Origin of the sequence: Bacillus cereus group sp. MYBK15-3 (assembly GCF_051916765.1) — a bacterium.
In the GTDB taxonomy this organism is placed as follows: domain Bacteria; phylum Bacillota; class Bacilli; order Bacillales; family Bacillaceae_G; genus Bacillus_A; species Bacillus_A cereus.
Window position 1 is genome coordinate 57519 of record NZ_JBQAHG010000008.1, and the last position, 20111, is coordinate 77629.

The window sequence follows — 20111 nt, forward strand, 5'->3', positions numbered from 1 at the left end:
GAACTGTCCCTCCATTACGCTTCTTTTCTGCGATCAATTAATACAGCTAGTAAGATTACAAGTCCTTTTACAACTTGTTGGAAGAAAGAAGATACACCTAATAAATTTAAACCGTTATTTAATACACCGATAATAAGTACACCGATGAATGTACCAACAATCCATCCTCTTCCCCCAGAAAGACTTGTTCCACCTAATACAACTGCTGCAATTGCATCTAATTCATAAGAAGTACCTGCAGTCGGCTGTGCAGAATCTAATCGTGATGTTAAGACAATACCTGCAAGCGCTGCCAAAATTCCGGAAAGACCGTAAATCATTACTTTAATTCTCGTAACATTAATACCTGATAGTGCTGCTGCTTCTTCATTTCCACCAATTGCAAATGTACGGCGACCAAATGTCGTTTTCTTCAAAATGAAGTACAGTACTGCGAAAGCGATCATCATTGTAACAGCTGGTACCGGAATACCAAGAAAATAACCGCGGCCAAACATTTGGAACATTAAATGATCACCAAGACCAGTGATCGGACGTCCGTCCATATAAACAAGCGTCAACCCACGAAAAATAGTCATTGTTGCCAAAGTTGCAATAAATGGAGCTACTTTTCCTTTCGCAATGATGATACCGTTTACAATTCCCATTACAAGACCTGCTAATAATCCAACTGCCATTGCAAGGAACGGATCCATGCCACTTGCCATCATTCCAGCAACAAGTGCACTTGATAATGCTAAAATAGAACCTACCGATAAGTCAATACCCCCTGTTAAAATTACGAAGGTCATTCCGAATGCAATAAGCGCATTAATCGATACTTGACGCAGTATATTAAATAAATTTGGAATTTCAATAAACGCTGGATTTAAAGCTGTAATTACGACGATAATTAATACTAAACCGATTAAAGAACCGAGTTGTTGTAATACATTCCCCTTCTTAGCCATCCTTACTCTCCCCCTGTAGCTAGTGCCATAATAGACTCTTGTGATGCCTCATCTTTCCCTAAAATTCCGCCGACTTTTCCTTCATGAATAACAAGAACTCGATCACTCATCCCTAAAACTTCCGGAAGCTCAGATGATACCATAATAACGGCATCGCCTTGCTCTGTAAGCTTATTCATAATAGAGTAAATTTCTTTTTTCGCTCCAACATCAACACCTCTTGTTGGCTCATCTAAAATGAGTAATTGCGGATGAATGCCTAGCCATTTTGCGATTACAATCTTTTGCTGATTTCCACCAGAAAGAGATTTCACTGCCTGCTCTCCGCTAGATGCTTTCACATTAAGAAGCTTCATCATATCCTCTGTAAACTGTTGTTCTAGCTCGTTGCTTAGAATACTTCCCTTTGAAAGACTTTCTAAATTCGGTAAAGCTAAATTTTCTCGAATTGAAAAATCTAACACTAATCCTTCAGACTTTCTATCTTCTGTAATAAAAGCAATTCTTTGTCTAATTGCATCTATTGGACTATCAATCTTTACTTCTTGTCCATTTATAAAAATTTGTCCAGAGTCTAAAGGTTCATAACCAAATATCGCTTTCATAATATCAGTGCGACCAGCCCCCATCAAACCAGCTACACCAAGGATTTCACCTTTCCTCACTTGAAACGAAACATTTTCAAATTTCCCTTTCTTCGTTCCGTTACGCATTTCAAAAATGACATCACCAATTTGACTATTTCGCTCTGGATAACGTTCACCAATGCTGCGCCCCACCATCATACTCACTACTTCATCAAATGATGTTTCTGGAATTAATCTCTTTCCGACGTATTCTCCATCACGCAAAATCGTAATAGCATCACATATTGAGAAAATCTCTTCCATACGATGCGAAATGTACACGAATGAAACACCTTCTTTACGTAACTTATTGATTACTGTAAAGAGCGTTTCGATTTCACGATCCGTCAGTGCCGCAGTAGGCTCATCCATAATAATAACGCTCGCGTTTGTCATTAATGCTTTCGCAATTTCGATAATTTGCTGTTGTCCAACCGATAATTCCTCTGCTAACATAGCGCCTCTTACATGCAACCCTAACTCCGCTAGTTGCTGCTGCGCAATCGCATTCATTTGTCGAGTGCGTAAAATACCTGTTTTCCCATACATTAACTCTTTACCGAGAAACATATTTTCAGCTACTGTTAAATTCGGCAATATGTTTAGTTCTTGATGTATAAATGCGATGCCGTACTCTTCAGCTTCTTTCGCATTTTTAAAGGTGCGCTCTTGCCCATCAATTGTGATTGTCCCACCATCTTTTTTGTATACACCTGTTAAAATCTTCATGAGCGTTGATTTACCCGCTCCATTTTCCCCCATCAATGCATGGACTTCTCCTGTTTCAATCATAAACTGTGCATTCTTCAAAACAGGATTTCCATTGAACGCCTTTGAAATGTTTTTCATTTCAATATGCATTCCCATCACTTCCCTTTATTAAAAAATCACGCCCGCATGTAAAATTACATTTGCATAAGGCGTAGCCTCGCCTGTACGAATAATCGCCTTCGCTTTCTTTGTATGCTCTTTAAATTGCTCATGAGATACATACTCAAATGCTGGCTCTATTAATTTCTGCTCTATTTCTTTATTTACTTCCGCATTATTTATAATGACTTCTTCTGCTAACGTCACTTTTTCGATTGCCATATCATCAGCTACCACTTGCAATACATCTAAAAAGCTAGGTTTTCCAATTTCAACAGCTAAATCAATTCTTTTTACTCCGTCAGGAATTGGTAAACCGCAATCAGCAATTACAATCGTATCCGTATGCCCAAGTAAAGCAAGGATTGATGCAATCTCACTGTTTAATACGCCGTGCTTCTTCATCCAACAATCACCTGCACTTCACGTACTTTATCTCTCGTTGGCATGCCGCCTTGCGCCCCAAGTTTCGTTACAGAAAGACCACCGGCAATATTCGCGAAACGAATTGCTTTTTGAAGTGTCTCTCCTTCAGAAAGTGCAACTGCTAACGCACCATTAAATGTATCACCAGCTCCAGTTGTATCCACTACATCAACAGCAATGCTAGGAACATGCACAATCTCCGTACCATTATGGAAACGAACACCGTTAGAACCTTCTGTCATCAATAATTTATTTGGATACTTCGCCAATAAATCTTCAATTGGTGAGATGAAATCATCTAATACGATGCGGCACTCATGTTCATTTGGCGTAATATAAGTTGCCTTTTCTAAAATGTCTTCTGATAAAACTTGTGCTGGCGCTGGATTTAACATAACAGGAATATTATGTTCCTCACAAATAGCCAATACATATTTTACTGTTTCAAGTGGAATTTCTAGTTGAAGAACAACCATATCCGCTTTTACAAGAAGGTCTTTGGAGCGATCTACAACTGACTTATTTACAAGAGCATTTGCCCCTTGTACGACAACAATACTGTTATCTTCTTCTGCTAAAACGATATGAGCAATTCCTGTCGTTCTATCTGTAACCGGTACCACATAATCGATAAAAATGCGTTCGTTCTCTAGATTTTTTCTAACTACTGTTCCATAATCATCATTTCCTACCGCTCCAACCATTGCTACATTTGCTCCTAATCTAGCTGCAGCAACTGCTTGGTTTGCTCCTTTCCCTCCTGGAATTGTATGAAACGCTTCACCAATTACTGTTTCTCCTGCTTTCGGCCGTTTTTTTGAAACAGCCACTAAGTCCATTGAAATGCTCCCTACTACTGCAATATTTGGCATCTGTTTCATCTCCTTACTTCGTTGTATTTCGTTCTATAATTTCAATCGGCAAACGATAATGTTTCTCTTCTAATGTATTTCCTTCCATTTGCTCTAACAACAACTCTGTTGCAATTTTCCCCATTTCATATATCGGTTGTGCAACTGTTGTAATAGATGGATACATCATTTCCGTTAAAGAAATGCCATCAAATCCGATAATTTGTAAATCATTTGGAATGACAATCCCCTTTTGAAGTGCAGCCTTTACAATACCGATCGCAATTAAATCATTCCCAGCAACAATACCATCAATATGCGGGTATTCTTCTAATAATTCCATCGCTACAAGCTCACTATTTGCTGGATCAAACGTACTCTCTGCAATCATATACGAAAGATTATTTTGCGTAATAACGTCTACAAAACCTTCAAAGCGTTCATTTGCAGTACTCACATCACGTGGACCGCGAATATGTGCAATATGTTTACATCCTTTATCTAGTAACAACTTTGTCGCAGCCTGACTTCCTGCATAGTTATCTGCATATACAGTAGAAATACGCTCATTAAACATACGGTCAATCGCAACAACTGGAACAGATACATTCATGTAATTAACACTATTTTGTGGATTCGTTGCTACAATAAATCCATCTACATTATTTTGTCTAAGCACATCAATATATTGTTTCTCTTTTTCTAAACTTTCATCAGAGTTACAAAGGACAACTGTGTAACCTTGTTTATGTGCTACATCTTCTACGGCACGTGCAACTTCCGGAAAGAATGGATTCACGATATTTGGAACAACTAAGCCAATTAAACGAGACTTTTTATTATACAGTGAACGCGCTACTGTACTAGGCTTATAATCTAACATCTCAATTGCACGTTCTACCTTTTTTAATGTATCTTCGTGAACATATCCATTTTTATTTAGAACTCTGGAAACGGTCGCAACAGATACTCCCGCTAATTTCGCAACGTCTTTGATCGTACTCATTCTCTTTTCTCCTCATTTCATGTAACCGTTTACAGAAAATAATATAACGTATTTCTAAAAATACGTCAATCATTTCTCACTAAAAAGCTTTTAAGGTTATACTCAAAAAAGCACCGCCATAAGGCGATGCTTCTTCATTACGAGTATGATACAGTTTTTTCTTTTTCTTCTACAACAGGCTCTTTAGCATCTTTTTTACGATCTGATAATTTAATTTTTTGTAAGAAAATCGTAAAGATAGCACCTACTACGATAAATACTAATCCTGTTAAGAATACAGTATGAAGCGAGTCTACTAAAGAGTTTTTCAAAATAGGTACAATACTGTTAGCGAACGCTTCTGGCATTTGTTTTAATGCCTCTGGGCTAAATAGCATTGAATATAAACCTTGTGGATCTGTGTGAATCATATCTTTAAATTTCGTTACCATTTGTCCCGCTTCTTTCGGGAATGTATCTAATACAGGTACTAAATTCTTTGTTAATGTCGTACCTGAAGTGTTATTCATAATTGATCCTAAAATTGTAATACCAAATGTACCACCGATTTGTCGGAAGAACTGACTTGATGATGTTACAACACCAAGGTCTTTTTTCGGGAAGCTTTCTTGTAACGCTAATGTTAATGTCGGCATTACAAGACCCATTCCTAAACCGATAACCATCATATAAGAAGTAGCTGTAAGCTTCGTTGTGTGCATATCCATCGTTGTTAATAACCAGAAACCACCGGCCATAATAAGCATACCTGCGATAATTTGTGGTTTTACACCAACTTTTAATACAAGTTGCCCACCGATAATACTCATCACAATCATTGTAATCATCATTGGAGTCATAATTGTTCCTGATTCAGCAGCACTTACTCCTACAATACCTTGCATGAAGAATGGTACGAACATAATCGCGCCGAACATTCCAATACTCATAAAGAATCCAATCGCATTCAGTATTGTAAATGTGCGATTTTTAAAGAAATGCATTGGTAAAATTGGCTCTTCAGCTTTCGTTTCAACGATAACAAAGCTAACGATACCAATTACAGCTAGTGCAAATAAACCGATAATTTGCCAAGAATCCCATGCATAATCTTTTCCGCCAAACGTTAGCGCAAGTAATAAACTTACAACACCGAGAATCATCGTAAAGATTCCAGCGATATCAATTTTAATTGGTCCTGTTTGTTTATGCGATTTTAATCCCATTGCAATAAAGATTGTTGCTAAAATACCAACCGGTAAGTTAATGTAGAATACCCATCTCCAGTTCACTGCATCTACAATCCAACCACCAACTTGTGGTCCAATTACAGAAGCAAGGCCGTATAACGCACCAAAAATACCTTGCCATTTTGCACGTTCTTTCCCCGTGAACATATCTCCAATAATAATCATAGCCATTGGCATCATAATACCGCCACCAAGACCTTGAATACCACGGAAAATAATTAATTCTGTCATACCATTTGCCATACCACATAACGCCGAACCAATCATGAAAATAACTAGCCCTGTTATATATACGTTACGACGACCAAGTAAATCCGCTAATTTACCTGCAATTGGTACAACTGTCGTTGATGTTAACATATAAGCTGTTGTTAACCATGTCATTAAACTTAATCCACCTAGGTCACCGACGATACGTGGCATTGCTGTACCAACAATTGTTCCATCTAATGCAGCAAATAGCATCGCGATAATTAAACCGATTAACAACAACTTTCTATTTTGATTTTCTTGTTGCTCCATGTAATCTCCTCAATTCCTCTTAGTTATTCTCTTTTTTCTCTTGTGTCCCGCAAATAATGGTTTCTAACTTCTCAAAGAGACGTAATAAATCTTCTCTTTCTTGCAACTCTAAATGTGAAAAGTATTTTGCAATATGCTCGTTACGAGCTGTCATTGCCTCTTCTACTCTAGCTTTCCCCTTTTTTGTTAACTCGATGATGACAACGCGACGGTCATCTTTGTCGTGATAGCGTTCTACAAGTTCTTGATCGATTAGACGATCAATCATCACTGTAATCGCGCTAGGCTTCACATACATCTTTTTCGCTAATGTTGTCGCTCTTGAAGCCCCATAATGATCTAAAATCTTTAAAATATAAAACTGCGGTGGTGTAAGTCCTGTCGCTTGCATTTGTTCTAATAACTCCGTCTGCATTTTCTTTCCAATCGAAAAGGCAAGAGCTTGAATTTTATCGATATGCGTCATATCATTTGGCATGTTATCCACCTCTTATTTAAACAATAAAATATTTAATGTATTTAAATATTAATCCCACGAACAAAATCCGTCAATACTTTTATTCATAAAAACGTTTACATTTTTGTCACAAAGTTGTATAATTTTCGACGAAGTTAATATTGACAGTCACGGAGAAACGGAGTACACGGCTATGAATCATAAAAGAGGAAACTTTTTTATATTTCATGGCCTTTTTATGTTCTCTGTCTTAAAACGCTTCGAATTAATTAGGGGAGGATTTTCATTTTATGTTTTTCACACAATTATTTAAACCTGCGCCCCATGCGGAACGCTTACCAGCTGATCGCGTTGATAGCGAATACCGTAAATTACGTTTACAAGTATTCTTAGGTATCTTCATCGGTTATGCAGGTTACTACTTTGTTCGAAAAAACTTTTCACTAGCAATGCCATACTTAATCGAGCAAGGCTTTAGTAAAGGGGAACTTGGGGTTATCCTTTCAGCAGTTTCTATCGCTTACGGATTAAGTAAATTTCTTATGGGTATCGTATCCGATCGTTGTAATCCTCGCTACTTTTTAGCAGCTGGGCTATTTTTATCAGGTATCATTAATATTATTTTCGGCTCATTTTCTTTCATTACAACGAGCATTATACTTATGTTTGTACTTCAGTTTTTAAATGGATGGGTACAAGGTATGGGATGGCCTCCTTGTGGTCGTACGATGGTTCACTGGTTCTCTATTAGCGAACGTGGTACAAAAATGTCTATTTGGAACGTCGCTCATAATGTTGGCGGAGCGCTTATGCCTTCACTTGTAACATTAGGCTTATACTTCTTCGCAGATGACTGGAAAAGTATTTTTTACTTCCCAGGTATTCTTTCAATTTTAGTTGGTATTTATGTATTAATTACGATGAAAGATACGCCTCAATCTTGTGGGTTACCTTCTATTGAAGAACATACTGGGGAATATCCACCAGATGAAAAAGTAAAAGATCGCGAACGCGAGCTTTCAGTAAAGGAAATTTTATTTAAATACGTATTAAACAATAAGTTTTTATGGTACATCGCTATTGCGAACGTTTTCGTATATTTCGTACGTTACGGAGTTGTAGACTGGGCTCCTACTTATTTAGTAGAAGAAAAAAGCTTTACTCATAGTAGCTCACGTACTGCTTACGCTCTATATGAATGGGCTGGTATTCCAGGTACACTTCTTTGCGGATGGATGAGTGATAAACTATTTAAAGGACGTCGTGCACCTGCTGGTATTTTATTTATGGTCGGTGTATTTATCGCAGTTCTTGTTTACTGGTTAAACCCTCCTGGTAATCCAATGGTTGATAGTATCGCACTTGTCGCAATTGGATTTTTAATTTACGGACCGGTTATGTTAATTGGTCTACACGCTCTAGATTTAGCACCAAAGAAAGCTGCTGGAACTGCAGCAGGCTTAACTGGATTCTTCGGTTACTTAGGCGGAGCCGCTTTCGCTAGTGCAGCTATGGGCTTTATCGTGGATGCATTCGGATGGGATGGCGGATTCATCTTATTACTTGCATCTTGTGTACTTGCAATGTTTTTCCTTGCTCTTACTTTAAATACAGGGTCAGTAAAACAAAAGCAAGCTTAAATAATATATAACAAGCATAAAAATAGCTCTTAGCATTTACATACATGCTAAGAGCTATTTTTTATTTTCATTGCTGTTCCTACTAATGATAACAACCAATTCCTTCCCTACTATAAGATTAAAAGATTTGATGAAACACCTTTATTAAAACAGCTAACGTAACAGATGCAGCAAATCCCCCTAAACAAATAAGACTGACACCTTGGCTATATGACAAATTTTGAAATGATTTCATTGCTTCCATCCTCCCTATCTCCCCTTTGATACTTTTATTTTACCAATGGGAAAAATTTCATAACATCGATTTCTCTAACAACTAACTTACAAATTTGTAAGTTAACATCTTTTCAACTTATATATCTAGTATTTCCACAAATAAGAGTCATTTATACATAAAAAAAGACCTCAGTTATACTAAGGTCTTCGTTACATTCTATTTCATTTTACAATCATCACTGGACATTTCACACGCTTTGCTATTTTATGACTTACACTTCCCAGCACCATTTCTTGCAGTGTATTGAGCCCTCTACTTCCAGCAATGACAAGATCTATATCTCCTGTATTTACATATTGAACAATTGTATCTCCAGGATCACCATGTAATATCGTAATTGTATAAGAAATGTTCTCTTTCTTTAATAAACCTTCAATCTCTTTTAATTTATCTTTTCGACTAGCCGATATTGTTTCTAAATCTGTTTGACCTTGTATAATATCTGATTTTGCCGTTCTATTATCTACTACGTACACAACTTCAACATTTGTTTCTTCGCTACATTTCGCAATATAGGTTGCATGCTCCGCTGCTCGAAGTGCATGTTCAGAACCGTCACATGCTAATATAATTTGTTTGTACATATGCTGAATCCCCTTTTCGTTATCCTATTCGTATTATATAATAAAGCCCCCTAAAAAGGAGGCTTTTAACTAGCAATTCTTTTATTATAAGTAGCTAAATTTGCAACAAGTTTTGAACTACGTTCATTTAATCCTGTTATAGTTACTTTCACACCACTTTGTTCATACTTCATGATAACTTTATCAATTGATGCCACTGCCGAATCATCCCATACGTGCGCATGAGTAAAGTTCATTTCGATTTCTTTTACATCTTCATTAAATGAAAAATTATTTATAAAGTCGGCTGTAGATGCAAAAAAAAGTTGACCGTGAATTTCATATATTTTCTTATTTTCAATATATAAATGTTTCACGTGAATCTTTGCCATATTGAATGCAAATAAAACCGCACTAATTACTGTTCCGATAATTACACCTAATGCTAAATTATGTGTAATTAGGACAATCACAACTGTTACGATCATAACAAATGCGTTTCCTTTTGGTACTTTATGAATTGTTGTTACAGAGTTCCAATCAAACGTTCCAATTGAAACCATAATCATAACTGCAACTAAAGCTGCCATCGGAATATGAACGACATAATCTCCTAAAACAAATAGTAATACGATTAAAAATCCGCCCGCTACAAATGTTGATAGGCGACCTCGTCCACCTGATTTAATATTAATAACAGATTGACCGATCATTGCACAACCTGCCATTCCTCCGAAGAAACCAGCAACAATGTTTGCGATCCCTTGACCGCGTGCCTCTTTATGCTTATTACTTTCCGTATGCGTCATATCATCTAAAACTGAAGCTGTTAATAATGATTCTAGTAAACCGATAATTGCAAGCATAACTGCATACGGTAAAATAATCCCTAATGTCTCAACTGTAAAAGGCACGTCAGGAATGCTAAAGAGTGGTAATTCTTTCGGCAAGCTTCCCATATCCCCTACTGTTTTCAACTGTAATCCGCTCATAAGTGCAATACTCGTCACAATAATAATTGAAATAAGCGTAGAAGGTACAGCCGTTGTAATACGTGGAAATAAATATATAATTGCAAGTCCTAATACAACGAGTGCATACATTTGCCAAGTTGCATTTTTAAAATGTGGCAATTGCGCTGTAAAAACTAAAATTCCAAGTGAATTTAAAAAACCACTCATAACAGATTTCGGAACAAACTTCATAAATGAGCTCAGTTTGAACACGCCAAAAATAATTTGGACAATACCTGTTAATATTGTTGTAGCAAATAAATATTGCAAACCATGATCTTTAACGAGCGTCACCATTAATAATGCCATTGCACCTGTTGCAGCTGAAATCATCCCAGTTCTTCCGCCAACAAATGAAATGGTAACTGCAATACAAAAGGCTGCGTATAACCCAACGGTCGGATCCACACCAGCGATAACAGAGAAGGCTATCGCTTCAGGAATTAATGCTAAAGCAACGACAATTCCTGATAACACGTCCCCTCTCACATTAGAAAACCAATCATTTTTTATCGTTTGAAACAAAATACCACTCCTCTACTCCTTTATCATTTGATTTTCTCCATAAGAAAATCAGCCGACTGCACGAAAGCTATTATATAACGAGTAGAAGATTTTTTACTATGTAAAAGTTTCCTAAAAAAGATATTACCTTCGTAGCTTCTTTTCTGAGAATATCAGGAAGACTTTAAATATACTATTACCTATTGTTGACTTATCGTACAATGATTTCGGATTCTACCGTATGTCAAATGAAGAGAACTTTGTTTGGATGGATGCAAAATGCACATGTAATTCAGCTCATTTAATTGAATAGTCCAAGGATCAAGATATTAGCTACCAAGGAAATTCATTTACAGTTCTATAGATATTTCCACTTCATATATGAGGTTTAGTTTTGAGGGTTTAGGATTAGAGGAGTTTATGCTAATTTAATGAAATTAGTAAAAGCACTCTTTCGAGTGCTCATTTTATGCAGATACAGTTGCTTTATCCTTACGGAATATGCCCATTAACCCACCGATTAATAATAATACGCCTGGTAATAAGTAAATTATAGAAATACAAATAAATCCACCGATAGCAGCCACAGTCATCATAATACCGCCAACCTTCGCTTTACTTCTTACCATAACAGATCCAACAATTCCTAAGATTGATAGAGCCACAGCTCCCCAACCTAAACCAATAACAGTATTCGCTCCATCAGCTTCAAAAGCAGCTCCCATACCGCCGATCAATAAAGCAACAAATGCACAAATAATACCAAAAATACCTCCAATAAGACCTAATACAAATTCAGCTGTTCTCTTCATTTTAATCTCTCCTTATTTAGCAACTTCAAATTCAAATTTCACTGATTTCTCGTCAAATGTAAATGTAGGTTTAAATGTACCAACAAACTTATCGCCTTCTGGTACATCAAATAACATTTTGTTTGTAATTTGGTTACCTGGCGCAATATTTTCGTTTATAAACGTATTTTCCCCACCAAAGTACTCTTTGAATTGGTTGCCGTTAGTATCAGCAATTTTTAATTCAGAAGTTCCAAAATATATATCTTTTTTGCCATTATTTTTAGCATTAAAAGCGATTTCTAGTACTTTCCCTTTTTCAGCTTTTACGTATTCGTTAGGCTCAACGAATTTAGCTGAACTGAAAGTAAGTTGTAAGCCATTAACTTCTACCGTATCTCCAATTTTATAAATCTTGCTTTCAGCTTTTTCCTTTTTATCTTTCTTTTCAGCCTGTTTAGGAGCATCGTTTTTACTCACTTCTTTAACTTCAGTTTCACCACAAGCAGATAAACTAAAAGCAAGTGCACCTGTTAAAGCAATAGTACCCAATTTTTTATACATTTCTTTTCCTCCGATTATGTAAAATGTAAGATTTCCGAAACTATCATAACAGAAACAGTTACAACTTTTTTGTCATATTTTGTCGAGGAAAATAAAAAAAGACGCTATATCAGTAGCGTCTTTGCTCATTTCATTAATGTCCACCGTGTCCTTGACCACTTTCCTGAACAATTTCTAACCTCTCATCTAGTATTCCTTGTGTTTCAAATGAAATATCACTCGTACTTCCTAATAAGAAGCCATGATTATATGGTCCAAGTGTTGGATTATCTTTAAACTTCGGCTGAATGCTTGCAAGGAAGTCATACACTGGTTGTGAAGCTTTCCCTTCTTCTAACAAGACAACAGGTGCGTGTTTACCCATATGTGAAAAAGGTGCCCCAGCAACTGCTAAATCTGGTGTTTTGCTTGAAACAAATGATAAACCGTGACCAGGTTTTGTGAATCCCCAGCCAAATTTTGTTTTTTCATCTTTAAATTTCGCAAACGCAACCGAATTTTCTGTTGGAGTCTCTCCACTAATACGCGTTACTTTCCCGTATTTGCTCAGCTCTTTTTCCACTTCTTTTGAAACAATTTTTTCTGGCCCTAATACATATATATTTGCTTTGTCTTTTCTCATTTTTAATGCCTCTATTGTCGCTTCTGGCACTTTATTCTTTTCTGTATAGAGTAGTGGTTCCGGCATATGAGAAATCCAATTTACAGCGGGTGTTGTATATAAACGGCCTTCTTCTGCAGACGAACCAATAATAACACTATTTGGGTAGCTTCCTGTTATATCGGCATACTCCTTATCAACATCCTTCGCAAATATAGCTGGGTCCGTTTCTTTTATTTGTTTTACTTTATAACCTTTTAATTGTTCAAGCGCGCTAGTACCTACATCTCCCATCACCATAATTTGTGTTCCGTCTTTCGTTCCGATTGGATTTAATCGTTTTATTTCTTTTAACGTCATTTCCGGTATCTTTTCTTTTTCTATAAATAAAATCGGCCCGTTATTCGGATGATGAATAAGGTCTGCACTCGCAATACCTAATTGCCACTCGCTTGCTGGTACTAAAATAACAGCACCTGGCTGGTTCTCCTTATGAGTTGCTGGCCATATCGTTTGCGAAGTTAATACTGCCATTTTTAGGGGGTCATTTGTATTTAACCTCGTCACATTTTTTAGACTTGTCGTTAATAAATCATTAGATGCACCTTCGTTCATTTCTTTTGGCGCCGTTACCTCCTGATTCATTTTCATTTCCTTTTGCTCTGTTTTCTTCTCTTTTGTAGATTCATGGTTTTTATGGTCTGTATTCGTTTGTCCGCATGCAGCAAGACCAACTGCTGTAATTATTGTTATCCCAAAAATTCGGGTCATTTTTTTCACTATACCGCCTCCGTATTAATCATTTTTGAGCCAATATGATTACCTAAAATGTAATTTCAACTCCACAATAACAAGCAATTCTGAAGAAATTATGCAGACGCATCATAATCTGCACCATTTCTTCATGATTTTGCATTACACTTTAAGTAACGATTATAAATATGGAGGGCTCTCTATGATTGATATACTGCTCGTAGACGATGAACCGAGAATGCTTGAATTATTAACGCTTTATCTTACCCCAATTGGATATAACTGCGTATGTGCGACTTCAGGAGAAGAAGCTATTTTACATATAGAAAATCGAAACTTTAAATTTGTTTTACTCGATATTATGATGCCAAAGATGGACGGATGGGAAACGTGCAAAAAAATCCGATCTTTTAGTAACATTCCTATTATTATGGTTACAGCTCGTGATCAAACAGTAGATGTCGTTCAAGGATTAAAACTTGGAGCCGATGATTACGTAACGAAACCTTTCCATGAAGAAGAACTTTTCGCAAGAATTGAAGCCGTTTTAAGACGTACAAATGAACATAAACAAATCCAATATCACGGTATTGTATGGGATGAAACAAAACACTTCGTTTCTGTCCATAGTGAAGAACTCCTTCTCACACCAATTGAATTTTCTTTACTCGGATTATTTTTACGCCATGTGAACTACGTATTAAACCGTGATCAGCTCATCGAACGAATTTGGGGATTAAACACAAATACAGAAGATCGCACAGTCGATTCGCATATTCGTAATTTACGTGATAAATTGCGAAAAGCAAATTTCCCTATTGATCATCATTTAAAAACCGTGTATGGAGTAGGTTATCGATGGGTTGATACTGAACAGTAAGGGGCAAAACGATGAAACGAATTTCAATTCAATTCGGATTTTATTTTTTAATTGTTACACTTTTAATTGAAAGTGTTCTCTTTATTTTGCTCTATTATAGTCTCGTAAACACTAGAGTAAATGAAGAAATGACAGCTTTATTAAAGCGAGGAAATAGTCATCGAGATGTACTTGAAAAATATTACGATGAGCAAACCATCTCTCACGTAGCATTAATGGAATCTGAAGCTGAAACAACTGTCGTTATTACAAATACAAATAAAGAAGTGCTAGCTAAATCTAACGAAATAAACACGACTATAAAAAATCACATTAGTAGCATGCAGACTCGAACAGACCATAACGGAGCGATTATAGAAAATCATTGGAAAACATCTAATTATATATGTACAGTTAGTCCTATCATAGTAGCTGGAAAACATGAAGGGTATGTGTATATGTTTCTTGGAACAAAATCCATTGAAAAGTTGGTAAATGGATTAACGAAACAATTCATTATTGCTGGCGCCATCACGTTTCTACTCACAGTCATCACAATTTTCCTATTATCACGTTTATTAACAAAACCATTGTTACACATGAAACATGCAACTGAAAAAATGAGTAAAGGCGATTTGTCCGTTTCATTAACGACTACTCGAAATGATGAAATTGGTGAACTAGCATCATCTATTCAAACGCTCGCAAATGATTTACATTATATGAAAACAGAGCGAAGTGAATTTCTAGCAAGTGTTGCTCACGAATTACGAACACCATTAACATACGTAAGAGGTTACGCTGACATTGCTTTAAAAGAGACCACATCTCCTGAGCAACGTTTGCGATATTTATCAATTATAAAAGATGAGTCTGATTACATTACAAACTTAGTTCAAGATTTATTTTCACTTGCACAAATGGAACAACATAACTTTTCTATTCAAGTAAAGGAAGTACATTTACACACCTTCCTTACTCGCATAGCCGAAAAAGTTAACGCTATGTATAAAGAAAGGTACATTAAAGTTTCTTTCTCTTGTCCTCCTACACTGGTAGTAAACTTAGATGAACAGCGATTTGAACAAGTTATAATAAACATTTTAAATAACGCTTATAGGCATTCAAAAGAACATTCTCATATAAACATTTCTGTTACAGAAGAACATAGACGTATTTTCATTACAATTGAAGATGAAGGCGAAGGTATTCCGCCTGAAGACCTCCCTCACATTTTCGATCGTTTTTATCGAGTTGATAAAGCGAGAACACGAGCTACAGGCGGAACTGGTTTAGGACTATCTATCGTAAAAGAAATTGTAGAACTACACGGCGGAAATATTACTGTAACGAGCGAAGTCGATTATGGGTCTTGCTTTATAATTTCATTACCATCCATAAAGAAACACGACTATCATCAATAGTCGTGTTTTTTATCACTTTACTTTATAATATAAATTTACAAATTGCCCAAAACGTTTCGTATCCGTTAAAGTTAAATTAATTTCCGGGTTCTTGTCTTGAAATAACGGAACTCCAGAACCTAATATGTGAGGTGTAATCGTAACAACATATTCATCAATTAGATTATTCTTAAAGAACTCTCTTAAGAGACTCCCTCCACCGACCATCCATATTTTAGATCCTTCTTGTGCTTTTAACCTTTTTGTAAACTCCACTACATCTTCATTTACAAACTCCACGTGTTCGTTTGAACCTTTTTCTGAGTTAGAAAAAACATAACATTTTTTATCTAAATACGGGAATGGTTCTATATGCTCTACTACATAATCATACGTTCTTTTTCCCATAATTATTGTATCAATAGTTTCGTACATTTCTGTATAACCGTTATCTCCCTCTCCTTCGGTTTCCATTAACCACTGTAAATCATCATCTTCTTTCGCAATATATCCATCTAAGCTCGCCGCAATAAATAAAACTATTTCACGTGACATATTTTTTCCTCCTTATACCTCATCTTGATAACATTATGATGTAAACAATATACTAACAATAAAACACGACAATTTATGTCATGTTTAAAAAGAAAAAAGGTGATACATTTGTCAAAAGCTAAACGCTTATTAGATATTCTTATATTTGCTTCTGCGAAAAAAGCATTTACAGCGCAAGAAATAGCCGATGAATTTAATATTTCTGTTCGTACTGTCCATAGATACGTTTTAGATTTAAGTGATATGGGATTACCCATTTACGCTGAACAAGGTCGCAACGGAGGATATAAAGTATTAACGAATAGAGTAATTCCACCTATTTTATTTACCGAAGAAGAAGCAGTCTCTATCTTTTTTGCCTTTCAATCTTTAAGCTACTACAGAGACTTGCCTTTTAACACAGAAATAAATTCCGTTACACATAAACTATATAGCTCCCTACAACATGATGCGAAAGCTAAAGTTGACAAAATACGTTCTTATATCGCCTTTTGGAATCCGAAAAGAACAATTGAGACACCACTTTTAAACGAAGTGTTAACAGCGGCTATTGAAAATAAAAATTTACACTTTCAATACGAATCTAAATCAAGGATCAAAACAAAACACGTTCATCCTATCGGTGTATATGCGCATGATGGTTTATGGTATTTACCTGCTTATGATTTTAATGTAGAAAAAACATTACTGTATCGCGTCGATCGTATTCTTTCTATATTATCAACGGAAGAAAATGAAGATACATTCATGAATTTAGAAGAGTGGTTTGCCTCTAACTCTCACGTAGTACATAATCCTACTCAGTTACATGTTTTACTGTCAACAGAAGGCGTACGCCAATGTAAAAGCGTGCCTTACCTTGAAGAATTCGTTGTAACAAACGAAAACGGGACAGGATATATACATTCAACAATTGATAAAGGAGAAATCAATTTTATTACCCCTTTATTTTATAGACTCGGAAAAGATGCAAAAGTTTTAGAACCGATAGAATTGATAGATGGTTTACGTATGCGTGCAAAAGAAGTTTTACATATGTATGAAGACTAAGAAGCTGCTAAATATAAGCAGCTTCTTTGTCCTGTTGTTCCTATTGTTTTATTATTGACGAATATCAAACCACCAACGATTTTTCGAATTCATATTTTCAGTGTCACCAATCCCTCTGTAATTGAAAGCATCAAGGAAGATTGAATCTAGTTTATCCTCATCTACAAAATAACCTAAGTTAACTTTCATCGTTTGTCCTGGTGTGATACTGCCAATATTGTAAAAACTTTTTCCATCTCCGTGAGGTTCTAAATAATCAACTTCACCTGTCATAATACGCGTTGCGTCCATTCCCTCTTCTTTAGCGTATTTCCATGCATTCCCTTCAAATTTAAGCTGTTTTATGGATGGATGCATATAGATTTCTTCTGTCGACTTTTTGCCAATATTTTTCACTGTTGTTGTTAAGTAGACAAATTTAACATTAACTAATTTCGAATCTACTAATGTATCAATTGAATTTTTACCATTCCCTAATTTATATTCATCTCGTCTGTATGATAGTAATTTTCCCGTCTGATCTAAAGCCTTATTCTTGCTTAATATCTCTAGGCCAAGTTCATTAAAGTTCTCTTGTTTAAAATCTTTGATTGAATCAAAAACTTCAACTTTTTCTATCACATATTCAATTTGGCTGTTATCCATAGATATCGTTACTGGAACCTTTTGTCCTATATGAAATAGTCGTTTACTATCTTTTTTCAAAGGAATAACCTTAGTTTCTTTAGGTTCATCTGCTTTGCTAAAACGATTTTCATCATAATCTACTATATATGATGCCTTTTCTTTTGACGTAGGCTCAAGTGAAATACTCCCTAACACATCCATCATTTGTTCTTCGTTTACATCGGATCCAATATAACTTTCTAACATAATCCCTTCTTTCTCAAAAAAGAGAAAGACCTTTCTGTCAAACATTACATTGTTGTTTCCTGTTTCTTTATGGACAATTACTGCTTTCCTACCGTTTATTTCTTTTTCTTCATAACTTTTAGAGTACAGCGTTTGAAAATCTGTATTCTCCCCTACTCTCCGAAGAGCGAATGAAAATCCCCCCTTTGCGTCATTATCTTTAAAGGAATATTTCATAGCAGAGTCATCAATTGCTTCCATATTTTCTGGTAATTTATCGATTTTCAGCTTATACCACTTATCAGCCTTTTTCGAGTTCTTATTTGTTACTGAAACATTTACTTCATAATTTTGTTTTTGAACGATCATATTATAGACCTTTACTGCTCCAAAAACGGTTGTCGGCATGCCGATCAATAAGCAAGCAGCAGCGATTAACATACGATGTCTTTTACGCTTTTTCAGCGGTTGTCCATTTTGCGGCTTCATTTCCTCCATAAACAATTTCTTTTTGCGCGTATATGTATGTGAAAATTCATGTTGTTCTTCAAGTTTATCAAAATCATCTAAAGCAATTTTTTCAGCAAGTTCATATATTTCTTTGGAGTTCTTTGAATTCGTCATGTTGTATACCTCCTATCATATTTTGGACTCGTTTTCGAGCGCGTTCAAACTGCTTGCGGACATTTGCCTCGGTTATCCCCATGACACTTGAAATTTCTTGATACGTTAAGTTATAGAAGACTTTGTACTTAAACACCTGTCTATTAGATTCGTTTAACTCTTTTAGCAATGCATCAATTTGAACCTCAGACATTTTACGTTTTTCCCACTCTTCAATATTTTCATCTACTGCTTCTACAGATTCTCTTTCATATTCTTCTAAAAATGTTTCATGTCGTTTGTTTTTCCGGTAACTATCAATCGCCTTGTTTTTCGCGACCCTCAAAATGTAGCGTTTAAGCTCTTGAGTAGCCAAGCTATGGAGCTTTTCCAAGTTCTTATAAAGAGTAATAAACGTCTCTTGAACCGCATCTTCAGCCTGTTGAATATTATTTAAAATAGAATACGCTACATAATAAATCTTTTGTTCATACAACTCATATAGCTCTTCCATCTTTTCATAATCGTTGTTTGTAACTTTCATATAATTCCTCCTCTCACTCTATATAACGAATAAGCGCTATACTTTGTGACACTGCAAAATCTTTTTATGTATAAAATTTAATAATAGAATAAACAAAAGCCCAATTTCTCTATTTTAACTGAGAAATTGGGCTTTTTAATATTAGAATTTTCCTGACCGCTACGCCTTTTCAGTAAGCAGCATATGCTCTATCGCTTCTTTTAACAAATTCTGTGTCTCTTCCAAGTTATGATTCTGCTTTTCTCCTGGTTGTACCATATAAAACTCAGCAAACGAACGCTCTTTATATCTTGGTACGATATGCATATGGTAATGTGTTAACTCGTTAAATACTCCACCATTTTGACAAACTGTAACTCCGTCAGGTTTATATACTATCTTAATCGCTTTTGCAATAAGCTTAGAAGCATCCATAACGGATTTTGCTACAACATCATTTAATTCATCTACTTCTACAACATGTTGCTTTGGCACAATTAAAGTATGTCCTGGGTAGAAAGGCGCATGATCTAAAAAGCAAGTTACATAGTCATCTTTATATATTTTATATATTTTTTCCTCTTCGTTTGCTAATTTACAACCTAAACATTCCATCATACTTT

At 35.7% G+C, this 20111-nt stretch carries 21 protein-coding genes; 4 read left to right on the forward strand and 17 right to left on the reverse strand.

Going from position 1 to position 20111, the window contains the following annotated elements:
• Positions 1–14: 14 nt before the first annotated feature.
• From ACTFR8_RS25940 to ACTFR8_RS25970, 7 genes are all read right to left on the reverse strand, one after another.
• Positions 15–950 carry an ABC transporter permease subunit gene (locus ACTFR8_RS25940; RefSeq protein WP_001074641.1) on the reverse strand — a complete coding sequence of 312 codons (936 nt, stop codon included), beginning with the start codon at positions 948–950 and terminating at the stop codon, positions 15–17.
• Positions 951–952: 2 nt separating this feature from the next.
• Entirely contained in the window at positions 953–2437 is a 1485-nt protein-coding gene (gene rbsA, locus ACTFR8_RS25945) for a ribose ABC transporter ATP-binding protein RbsA (RefSeq protein ID WP_001986250.1), read from the reverse strand.
• An 18-nt stretch (positions 2438–2455) separates the two neighbouring features.
• Positions 2456–2851 carry a D-ribose pyranase gene (rbsD, locus tag ACTFR8_RS25950; RefSeq protein ID WP_000716154.1) on the reverse strand — a complete coding sequence of 132 codons (396 nt, stop codon included), beginning with the start codon at positions 2849–2851 and terminating at the stop codon, positions 2456–2458.
• Positions 2848–3744: a ribokinase gene (rbsK, locus tag ACTFR8_RS25955; protein WP_001132861.1), complete on the reverse strand. Its 897-nt coding sequence runs from the start codon at positions 3742–3744 to the stop codon at positions 2848–2850. Before rbsK ends, rbsD begins: the two co-directional genes overlap by 4 nt.
• Before the next feature lie 13 nt (positions 3745–3757).
• The gene (gene rbsR, locus ACTFR8_RS25960; RefSeq protein WP_050821615.1) at positions 3758–4729 is read right to left on the reverse strand and encodes a ribose operon transcriptional repressor RbsR; all 972 of its coding nucleotides are present in this window, start codon (positions 4727–4729) and stop codon (positions 3758–3760) included.
• A gap of 137 nt (positions 4730–4866) precedes the next feature.
• Positions 4867–6480, reverse strand: coding sequence for an MDR family MFS transporter (locus ACTFR8_RS25965; protein WP_000437641.1), 1614 nt, complete (start codon positions 6478–6480; stop codon positions 4867–4869).
• Positions 6481–6499: 19 nt separating this feature from the next.
• On the reverse strand, positions 6500–6958 hold the full coding sequence (locus tag ACTFR8_RS25970) for a MarR family winged helix-turn-helix transcriptional regulator (protein ID WP_001132365.1): 459 nt from the start codon (positions 6956–6958) through the stop codon (positions 6500–6502).
• Positions 6959–7227: 269 nt separating this feature from the next.
• On the opposite strand from ACTFR8_RS25970, the gene glpT reads away from it, so the two are divergent.
• The gene (gene glpT, locus ACTFR8_RS25975; RefSeq protein ID WP_000466384.1) at positions 7228–8577 is read left to right on the forward strand and encodes a glycerol-3-phosphate transporter; all 1350 of its coding nucleotides are present in this window, start codon (positions 7228–7230) and stop codon (positions 8575–8577) included.
• A gap of 118 nt (positions 8578–8695) precedes the next feature.
• On the opposite strand, the gene ACTFR8_RS25980 is transcribed toward glpT, so the two are convergent.
• The 6 genes from ACTFR8_RS25980 to ACTFR8_RS26005 form a co-directional block, all read right to left on the reverse strand.
• Positions 8696–8812: a DUF4027 family protein gene (locus tag ACTFR8_RS25980; protein ID WP_000834733.1), complete on the reverse strand. Its 117-nt coding sequence runs from the start codon at positions 8810–8812 to the stop codon at positions 8696–8698.
• 203 nt (positions 8813–9015) lie between these two features.
• Positions 9016–9438: a universal stress protein gene (locus tag ACTFR8_RS25985; RefSeq protein WP_000277999.1), complete on the reverse strand. Its 423-nt coding sequence runs from the start codon at positions 9436–9438 to the stop codon at positions 9016–9018.
• A 65-nt stretch (positions 9439–9503) separates the two neighbouring features.
• Positions 9504–10955, reverse strand: a complete 1452-nt coding sequence (locus tag ACTFR8_RS25990) for a SulP family inorganic anion transporter (RefSeq protein WP_000487916.1) — start codon at positions 10953–10955, stop codon at positions 9504–9506.
• Between the two features lie 446 nt (positions 10956–11401).
• A complete protein-coding gene (locus ACTFR8_RS25995; protein ID WP_000831286.1) occupies positions 11402–11746 on the reverse strand; it encodes a DUF4064 domain-containing protein in 345 nt (114 codons plus the stop codon).
• 12 nt (positions 11747–11758) lie between these two features.
• Positions 11759–12289 (reverse strand): DUF4352 domain-containing protein, encoded by a 531-nt coding sequence (locus ACTFR8_RS26000; protein WP_000277062.1) that lies wholly within the window; start codon positions 12287–12289, stop codon positions 11759–11761.
• A gap of 133 nt (positions 12290–12422) precedes the next feature.
• On the reverse strand, positions 12423–13670 hold the full coding sequence (locus ACTFR8_RS26005; protein ID WP_000738868.1) for a hypothetical protein: 1248 nt from the start codon (positions 13668–13670) through the stop codon (positions 12423–12425).
• Positions 13671–13845: 175 nt separating this feature from the next.
• Between ACTFR8_RS26005 and ACTFR8_RS26010 the strand changes: the two genes are divergently transcribed.
• The gene (locus tag ACTFR8_RS26010) at positions 13846–14523 is read left to right on the forward strand and encodes a response regulator transcription factor (protein WP_000565484.1); all 678 of its coding nucleotides are present in this window, start codon (positions 13846–13848) and stop codon (positions 14521–14523) included.
• Positions 14524–14534: 11 nt separating this feature from the next.
• Positions 14535–15926: a sensor histidine kinase gene (locus tag ACTFR8_RS26015; protein ID WP_000822532.1), complete on the forward strand. Its 1392-nt coding sequence runs from the start codon at positions 14535–14537 to the stop codon at positions 15924–15926.
• A gap of 12 nt (positions 15927–15938) precedes the next feature.
• Here the strand turns inward: ACTFR8_RS26015 and ACTFR8_RS26020 are convergent, their stop codons facing one another.
• Positions 15939–16460, reverse strand: coding sequence for a dihydrofolate reductase family protein (locus ACTFR8_RS26020; protein ID WP_000085764.1), 522 nt, complete (start codon positions 16458–16460; stop codon positions 15939–15941).
• A gap of 75 nt (positions 16461–16535) precedes the next feature.
• Between ACTFR8_RS26020 and ACTFR8_RS26025 the strand changes: the two genes are divergently transcribed.
• Positions 16536–17510 carry a helix-turn-helix transcriptional regulator gene (locus ACTFR8_RS26025; protein ID WP_252209793.1) on the forward strand — a complete coding sequence of 325 codons (975 nt, stop codon included), beginning with the start codon at positions 16536–16538 and terminating at the stop codon, positions 17508–17510.
• A 51-nt stretch (positions 17511–17561) separates the two neighbouring features.
• Here ACTFR8_RS26025 and ACTFR8_RS26030 read toward each other — a convergent pair whose 3' ends face one another.
• The 3 genes from ACTFR8_RS26030 to ACTFR8_RS26040 all read right to left on the reverse strand — a co-directional run bounded on the left by ACTFR8_RS26030 (position 17562) and on the right by ACTFR8_RS26040 (position 20103).
• The gene (locus ACTFR8_RS26030; RefSeq protein ID WP_252209792.1) at positions 17562–18986 is read right to left on the reverse strand and encodes a DUF4367 domain-containing protein; all 1425 of its coding nucleotides are present in this window, start codon (positions 18984–18986) and stop codon (positions 17562–17564) included.
• Positions 18952–19509: an RNA polymerase sigma factor gene (locus tag ACTFR8_RS26035; RefSeq protein WP_000869272.1), complete on the reverse strand. Its 558-nt coding sequence runs from the start codon at positions 19507–19509 to the stop codon at positions 18952–18954. The genes ACTFR8_RS26030 and ACTFR8_RS26035 overlap by 35 nt, the downstream gene beginning before the upstream one ends.
• Positions 19510–19668: 159 nt before the next feature.
• Positions 19669–20103, reverse strand: a complete 435-nt coding sequence (locus ACTFR8_RS26040; protein ID WP_070758203.1) for an HIT family protein — start codon at positions 20101–20103, stop codon at positions 19669–19671.
• Between the last annotated feature and the right edge of the window lie 8 nt (positions 20104–20111).

What these genes read in the sequence shown, in the direction of transcription:
- ACTFR8_RS25940 (WP_001074641.1), bottom strand. Translation starts at nt 950, where the DNA reads ATGGCTAAGAAGGGGAATGTATTACAACAACTCGGTTCTTTAATCGGT.
- rbsA (WP_001986250.1), bottom strand. Translation starts at nt 2,437, where the DNA reads ATGCATATTGAAATGAAAAACATTTCAAAGGCGTTCAATGGAAATCCT.
- rbsD (WP_000716154.1), bottom strand. Translation starts at nt 2,851, where the DNA reads ATGAAGAAGCACGGCGTATTAAACAGTGAGATTGCATCAATCCTTGCT.
- rbsK (WP_001132861.1), bottom strand. Translation starts at nt 3,744, where the DNA reads ATGCCAAATATTGCAGTAGTAGGGAGCATTTCAATGGACTTAGTGGCT.
- rbsR (WP_050821615.1), bottom strand. Translation starts at nt 4,729, where the DNA reads ATGAGTACGATCAAAGACGTTGCGAAATTAGCGGGAGTATCTGTTGCG.
- ACTFR8_RS25965 (WP_000437641.1), bottom strand. Translation starts at nt 6,480, where the DNA reads ATGGAGCAACAAGAAAATCAAAATAGAAAGTTGTTGTTAATCGGTTTA.
- ACTFR8_RS25970 (WP_001132365.1), bottom strand. Translation starts at nt 6,958, where the DNA reads ATGCCAAATGATATGACGCATATCGATAAAATTCAAGCTCTTGCCTTT.
- glpT (WP_000466384.1), top strand. Translation starts at nt 7,228, where the DNA reads ATGTTTTTCACACAATTATTTAAACCTGCGCCCCATGCGGAACGCTTA.
- ACTFR8_RS25980 (WP_000834733.1), bottom strand. Translation starts at nt 8,812, where the DNA reads ATGAAATCATTTCAAAATTTGTCATATAGCCAAGGTGTCAGTCTTATT.
- ACTFR8_RS25985 (WP_000277999.1), bottom strand. Translation starts at nt 9,438, where the DNA reads ATGTACAAACAAATTATATTAGCATGTGACGGTTCTGAACATGCACTT.
- ACTFR8_RS25995 (WP_000831286.1), bottom strand. Translation starts at nt 11,746, where the DNA reads ATGAAGAGAACAGCTGAATTTGTATTAGGTCTTATTGGAGGTATTTTT.
- ACTFR8_RS26000 (WP_000277062.1), bottom strand. Translation starts at nt 12,289, where the DNA reads ATGTATAAAAAATTGGGTACTATTGCTTTAACAGGTGCACTTGCTTTT.
- ACTFR8_RS26010 (WP_000565484.1), top strand. Translation starts at nt 13,846, where the DNA reads ATGATTGATATACTGCTCGTAGACGATGAACCGAGAATGCTTGAATTA.
- ACTFR8_RS26015 (WP_000822532.1), top strand. Translation starts at nt 14,535, where the DNA reads ATGAAACGAATTTCAATTCAATTCGGATTTTATTTTTTAATTGTTACA.
- ACTFR8_RS26020 (WP_000085764.1), bottom strand. Translation starts at nt 16,460, where the DNA reads ATGTCACGTGAAATAGTTTTATTTATTGCGGCGAGCTTAGATGGATAT.
- ACTFR8_RS26025 (WP_252209793.1), top strand. Translation starts at nt 16,536, where the DNA reads ATGTCATGTTTAAAAAGAAAAAAGGTGATACATTTGTCAAAAGCTAAA.
- ACTFR8_RS26030 (WP_252209792.1), bottom strand. Translation starts at nt 18,986, where the DNA reads ATGACGAATTCAAAGAACTCCAAAGAAATATATGAACTTGCTGAAAAA.
- ACTFR8_RS26035 (WP_000869272.1), bottom strand. Translation starts at nt 19,509, where the DNA reads ATGAAAGTTACAAACAACGATTATGAAAAGATGGAAGAGCTATATGAG.
- ACTFR8_RS26040 (WP_070758203.1), bottom strand. Translation starts at nt 20,103, where the DNA reads ATGGAATGTTTAGGTTGTAAATTAGCAAACGAAGAGGAAAAAATATAT.